Origin of the sequence: Actinacidiphila glaucinigra, assembly GCF_900188405.1 — a bacterium.
GTDB lineage: Bacteria > Actinomycetota > Actinomycetes > Streptomycetales > Streptomycetaceae > Actinacidiphila > Actinacidiphila glaucinigra.
Genome location: NZ_FZOF01000053.1, coordinates 22731 through 28730 on the forward strand (window position 1 = coordinate 22731; position 6000 = coordinate 28730).

Below are 6000 nucleotides of genomic sequence, written 5' to 3' on the forward strand. Positions count from 1 at the left end.
CGTGAGGAAGGCGAGGAACGAAGTGGACCTCGAGCAGTACAGGGACGACGTGGCGCGTGCGGCCGAGGGGGCCCGCGACTGGTTCTTCCACCAGTACCTCTACGCCTGGACCGCCGCGGCGGCGGACCCGTCCGCCGGTCCCGGGCCCGTTCTGGACTACTGGGTCCCTCCGCTCAGCGTTTCGGTGGACGACCCCGACCCGGCCCGCGCCGTGCACGGCTGGTGCACCGACCCGGACTCGGTGCTGGCCTACCTTGCCGCGCAGCAGGAGCCGTTGAAGGCCGCGGGCTACACCCATACCGAGGTCCCCGACAGCCGAGTGACCGCCTACAGCTCGCACTCCGCCGGGATCGAGGTGATCTGGTCGCGCCGAACCGCCGACAACACCGAGATCGAGCGCCTCGCGGTCCACTTCGAGGTCCGTCGTGACGGCTCAGGTGCCTGGCGCGTCATCGCCATCGCCGCCCATCCGACCGGCGCCGACCGCATCGCGGACGCCTTCGTCACCGTGAACCCCTGATCCACGGGGTGCGGCCTCCTCATGCGACGTCGTCGCATGAGGAGGCCGCACCCCGTGCCCGTCTCGCGCAGGCGGGCTCAGCAGAAGCCGTTGAGGCCCCACCACTCGCCGTCGGTCCGCTGCCCGCCGAGCAGGAGGCCGTTGCCGCGGCCGCGGTAGGTGATCAGCCAGCCGGGGTTGCCCGCGTAGCCGCCGATCTTGTACTTGTCGTTGGTCACGGCGGCGAGGTCGGCGCGACCGTCGCCGGAGAAGTCGCCGGGGGCGATGAGGCCGGCCATGGCGTTCCAGCCGCCGGTGCCGGCCAGGACGCGCTTGCCGAGGGCGCCGGAGCGGCCCGGGTAGAGCCACAGCTTGCCTGTGGCGGCCTCGCGGGCGTAGAGGTCGGGGCGGCCGTCGCCGTTCATGTCGCCCATGCCGACCAGCGCGTTCATCGCGTTCCAGCCACCGGAGCCGATGAGCTTGCGCGCGCCGAGCTTGCCGGTGGAGGTGCCCGGGTACAGGTACAGCTTGCCCGTGGACTTCTGGACCGCGATCAGGTCGGAGCGTCCGTCACCGGTGAGGTCGCCGAAGGCGGTGATGGTGCGCATGCCGTTCCAGCCGCTCGAACCGATCAGCCTGCGGGTGCCGAGGGAGCCGGTGCCCGTGCCCGGGTAGAGCCAGAGCTTGCCGGTGGATGCCTCGCGGGCGATGAGGTCCTCTCGACCGTCGCGGCTGAAGTCGCCGTGCCGGGTGAGGGCGTTCATGCCGTTCCAGCCGCCGGAACCGATGAGCCGGCCGGCGCCGTTGCCCGAGGTGAACCAGAGCCGTCCGACCTTGTCGCGGGCGATGATGTCGGCCTTGAGGTCACCGTTCATGTCACCGAAGCCAAGGGCTTTGGGAGTGGTCTCGGCGACCCAGGACGGATAGGCGGGTTGGATGCACTCGCGCTCGGTGCGGACGAACTTGATCGAGCTGGTCGTCGCGGGGTTGTCCGAACTCCACGCCAGAGAGGAGCTGGCGGGGCCCTCTGCGCCGTAGCCGTCCCACGGCACGTAGTTCTTGGCGTCGTAGGTGCAGGCGATCAGCTTGGTGCGGTTGACGTGCGAGTGGATCTTGTTGCTCCACGCACCCAGGTCCGCGACGTTCTTGTTCGTCATGTACCGCTTGCCGTTGCCCGCTTCGCCCGACCAACCGCACCAGTACCCCACCGTGCAGCCGTACACGTCCTTGGCGGCCGCCGGAACCGCGTTCATGGTGGCAAGGACGGTGCCGGCGGCCATCAGGCCGGACAGCGTCGCCACCCCCCGCATGAAACGTTTCTGCATGTCCTGTGTTCCCCTCCCGGTTGCCCGGCACCCTATCCCGCTGCTCCCGGTCGGCGTGGCCTGACCGTCCCCCCGGCCCCCCGGCCCCCCGGCAGCCAGTCGACGAGACGACGGCTCTGTCGAATGGTGCGGCGCCCGCGCTCGTGGCTTCCCGACGGTGCCGCCGCGTTGTCGCCGAGGCCGAGCGCGAAGAGGCCCGGATAGGCTGCCCGCCATGAGCGAGCTCGGACCTGTCGCCTGGCCGCCTGCCCCGATCGGGACGGAACGGCTCGTGCTCCGTGTGCCCGAGGCCCGGGACCGTGCGGCGGTGATCGAGCTGTTGGCCTCGCCGGAGGTGGGCGCCTACATCGGTGGTGCCCGGCCGCGTGACGAGCTCGAGCGCACGGTGCCCGAGGTGCCCGGGCGGCGCCCCGGCCTCTTCGTGGTCGATCTCGACGGGGCGTTGATCGGCACGGTCACGCTCGACCGGCGCGACGCAGAGCGTCCGGGTCACGTCCTGCCGGGTACCGCTGAACTCGGCTACCTCTTCCTCCCGGACGCCTGGGGGTACGGCTACGCCGCCGAGGCCTGCGCGGCGGCACTCGGCTGGTTCGCCGGCGTGTTTCCCGGCGAGCCGGTGGTGCTCTGCACCCAGACCGCCAACAGCCGCTCGGTACGCCTCGCGGAGAAGCTGGGGTTCACCGAGGTGGAGCGGTTCGAGGAGTACGGCGCCGAGCAGTGGTTCGGCATGCGGTCCCCGGACGCGCCGTCGGCTTGAGCTCGTACTCGACAGTCCGCGCACGGGGCAGGGCCCCTTGGCAAATCGGAAGGCGTGGAAGCCTCACCGGGCACCGCGGGGCCCTGCTTGTACGGCGGGGGCTTGGTCCGGGAACGGGTCCGCGGTTCAGGCCGCGGTGTTGCGGCGGCGGCGGGCGACGGCGGCCGTGATCGCGCCCGCGCCGGCGAGAAGCGCGCCCAGGGCGGCGGCGAGCAGGCCCGTGTCGCCGGAGCCGGTCTCCGCCAGCTGACCGGTGCCGGCGGCGTTGGCGGCCGGGGTGTTCGCGGCCGTGGTGTTGGCGCTCGGGGTGGTGACGGTCGGGGACGGCGTGGCTGTCGCGGAGGCCGTTGCGGTGGTCGACGGGCTCGGGGTGCCGACGGCCGCCTGGCGCGGGTCGTAGTGGAGAGTGCCCTCCGTGTCCACGATGGGCGTCGTGTTGCCCTCGGCCAGGTTGGTCAGGATCCGCACCCCGACGTCGCGGGCCTTGCCCGTGCCCGGGGCCGACGGGACGGTGAACCGCAGGTCGTAGCGGTACTTCTGGCCCTGCGAGAAGCCCTTGGGGATCTCGGGAAGGGTCCATTGCCGGCTTCCGGCAGTCCGTGCCTCCACCCAGTGCCCGTTGCTGAGGACCTCCACGCCGAGTCCGGGTACCGGGTCCACCACGGAGACCAGCGTCCGCAGCGGGACGTCGAACTTGCCGCCGGCGCCGTTGTCGATCTCGTACGAGGTCCGGCCGGGCTTTCCGGGCGCGACGGTGGCCTTGCTGCCGAACACCCCGGTGACCTTGCCGTCGGCCTGCGCGGGCGGCACGTCGAAGTCGACGGTCTCGGAGCCCCTGCCCTTGTCGAAGGCGAGCCTGATGCCGTCGTCGTTGAGCGGGTAGCCCTGGCCGAAGCCGAAGGTGATCTTCCAGCTGATGCTGCCCTTCGCCGGCACGGAGAAGTCGTCGACGGCCTTGCCGCCGTGCGGGAAGAACTTGATCAGCGCCGACTCGTCCTCCTGGGAGGACGTCACGTCCGTGGCGGGAGCGGTGAGCGGAGCCGCCTTGAAGAGGATCTGGCTTCCCAGGATGGGGCTCGGCCCACTGGGGATGCCGAACACCAGGCGCGTGTACTCCTGCGCGCTGTCGGACGGGTTGGTGACGGTCAGGGTGAGCGTCTGGACGTTCGGCCGCGGGCGACCTCGTTGTGGCTGATGTCGCTGAGCGTCAGCTTCAGCGGGCTGTCGACGGGCGTCGCGTACGCGGCGGCCGGCGTGAGCAGGGCGATGGCGACGGTGGCGGTGGCGGTGGTGGCCAGAGCGGCACGTGTCACGGACATGATGGTTCCCCCCCAGGAACGGTGAACTGATGATCAGGCGCCGCTCGTCCGCGAGTCCGTTGTCGGTCTCGGCGAGTGGCGCTGCACACATGTTCGCAGTTGAACCATCACCGGAGCATGGTCACTCTGTCACCACTGGGCAACCGTTCAACTGAAGTTCACCCGGCAGGAGTTGAAGCCACGGGGAAGCCACGTTCCGCATGCGCCCGAGCCGGTGGGACCCCGGTCGACCCAGCGGCCGTCCCGGCCCTCCATCGGCTGCCGGTCGACAGGCACGACGCCGGCGTGAGCCAGGAGACCGAGGCGCTACCGGAGCGCCGGGACCCCGCCAGTTGGCGTGGGCCGTGCTGCCCGCGCTTTCGCGGGCGCAGCACATGGCGACCGCCGGCCGGCTCGCCTCCGAGGTCGACGACGACCCGCGCTTGACGGCGGAGGACGACGCGACCGCGCAGGTGGGATACGCCTCCGACCTGGGCCCCGGGGGCGCATCACGTCACCGCCCGCGGACCACTGGGCCGGCAGGCCCACATGCCGCCGGTGACGCCGACGGCACGGCCCCGGGTGGCGCTCGGAGCGCCGCCCGGGGTCGTGCCGTCCGGCCCGGTGCCGTCGCGTCAGACGACGCGCTTGCGGCCCCAGAGGAAGACGAAGGCCGTGACGGCGGCGGCCAGGGCGAACAGGATCGAGGCCCCGAACCACTGCATGCCGCTCATCTGGGAGATGGGGAGGTAGTCCACCGCCCAGCCCACGATGCCCTTCTGCTCCCGGCAGGCCTCGACGGCCTTCTCCGAGCCGGCGCGCACGCAGGTGCTCCAGCCGAGGGTCTCCCCGGACGACGTGACGAACGACTGGTCGATCTCGAAGGCGGCGGTGGGGAGGCTCGGGGCGCCGCCGTCGACGCCCGAGTCGGTGGTGATTCTCACGACGTGGCCCAGGTCGAGCCGGTACTGGCCCCAGGCCAACTGGACGGCGACCGCGAAGAAGAAGGTCACGACCATCGAGAGCAGGGTGCGGCGCAGGACCATGCCGATCGCGACGCCGCCCAGGACGGTGAAGAGCGCGAGCGCGACGGGCACGGGCCCGGTGTTGTCGAACCCGCTGGAGGTCCAGTCCAGGACGGTGTTCTGCCTGCTGACCGGCGCCCACCACCGGCCGAAGGTGAACGAGACGGCGGCGGTGCAGACCACGACCACCAGGGCGCAGATGCCGATCTTGGCGGCGAGCCAGCGGGCGGGGCTCGCGGCCTGGGAGGTGACGAGCTTGGCGGTGCCGCTCTCCAGGTCACCGGCGAGCAGCGGGGCGCCGAGGAAGACCCCGAGGAGGACGGGGACGAAACCGAGCCCGAGGGCGGCCTTCGCGAGCGCGGCACTGTGCGGGGTGATGTCCTCCATCCACTTGTCGGACGAGGAGTGGGGCCAGCCCTTTGCGGTGAGGTGGTCGAGCAGGCCGGCGCGCTGGTAGAGCATCCACGCCACGGCGAGGGCCGTCAGGGCCAGCATGGTCCAGAAAGCGGCGCGGTGCTGGCGCCAGATGAGCCAGGTCATGCCGCTCAGACGGGGGCGGCGGGGGCCGCGCTCGGTGGCCGGGGGCGCGGGCGGGGTCGTGGTCGCGCTGCTCATGCCGCCGCCCCCCGCGGGCCGTACGAGCGGCCCGGTATCTGGGCCACGGGACTGATCAGCGGTGGCGCCTCGGGCGAGCGCAGATAGGCGAGCAACAGTTCCTCCAACTGCGGGGTGTGGGACTGCCACTGGCCGCTCACCGGGCCGTCCGGCCGGATCAGGGCGGTGGCCTGGCGTCCGCTGGTGCGGTACTCCACGACGGTGTGCCGGGCCAGTTCCGCGGGGATCCCCGCGCTCTCGCCGTCGGTGGCGCCCTGCAGCAGCACATGGGCGCTGCGGATCTCGTCCACGTCCCCGGCCATGCGCAGGCCGCCGGTGGAGATGACCAGCAGGAAGTCGCAGACGCTCTCCAGCTCGCTGAGCATGTGCGAGGACATCAGCACCGTGGTGCCGTGCTCGGCGGCCTCGGCCATCAGGGTGCTCATCATCTCGTGGCGCACCAGCGGGTCCAGGTCGGACATCGGCTCGTCGAGCAGCAGCA

6 protein-coding genes and 1 pseudogene are annotated in these 6000 nt (G+C 71.7%); 2 read left to right on the forward strand and 5 right to left on the reverse strand.

All coding sequences use genetic code 11. The features are described from left to right. The first annotated feature begins 22 nt into the window (after positions 1–22). On the forward strand, positions 23–520 hold the full coding sequence (locus CHF15_RS42540) for a DUF6841 family protein (RefSeq protein WP_089229320.1): 498 nt from the start codon (positions 23–25) through the stop codon (positions 518–520). A 77-nt stretch (positions 521–597) separates the two neighbouring features. Here the strand turns inward: CHF15_RS42540 and CHF15_RS42545 are convergent, their stop codons facing one another. Beyond that, positions 598–1824 carry an FG-GAP-like repeat-containing protein gene (locus tag CHF15_RS42545; RefSeq protein WP_089229321.1) on the reverse strand — a complete coding sequence of 409 codons (1227 nt, stop codon included), beginning with the start codon at positions 1822–1824 and terminating at the stop codon, positions 598–600. A gap of 214 nt (positions 1825–2038) precedes the next feature. Between CHF15_RS42545 and CHF15_RS42550 the strand changes: the two genes are divergently transcribed. Beyond that, a complete protein-coding gene (locus CHF15_RS42550; protein ID WP_089229322.1) occupies positions 2039–2581 on the forward strand; it encodes a GNAT family N-acetyltransferase in 543 nt (180 codons plus the stop codon). A gap of 126 nt (positions 2582–2707) precedes the next feature. On the opposite strand, the gene CHF15_RS42555 is transcribed toward CHF15_RS42550, so the two are convergent. The 4 genes and pseudogenes from CHF15_RS42555 to CHF15_RS42565 form a co-directional block, all read right to left on the reverse strand. Next, the gene (locus tag CHF15_RS42555) at positions 2708–3682 is read right to left on the reverse strand and encodes a hypothetical protein (protein ID WP_089229323.1); all 975 of its coding nucleotides are present in this window, start codon (positions 3680–3682) and stop codon (positions 2708–2710) included. Between the two features lie 44 nt (positions 3683–3726). Further along, on the reverse strand, positions 3727–3900 hold the full coding sequence (locus CHF15_RS45370) for a hypothetical protein (protein ID WP_179280243.1): 174 nt from the start codon (positions 3898–3900) through the stop codon (positions 3727–3729). A gap of 614 nt (positions 3901–4514) precedes the next feature. Beyond that, entirely contained in the window at positions 4515–5519 is a 1005-nt protein-coding gene (locus CHF15_RS42560) for an ABC transporter (protein ID WP_089229324.1), read from the reverse strand. After that, positions 5516–6000 (reverse strand): annotated as a pseudogene (locus tag CHF15_RS42565) (ABC transporter ATP-binding protein); the annotation flags it as partial. The gene CHF15_RS42560 and the pseudogene CHF15_RS42565, both read right to left, overlap by 4 nt.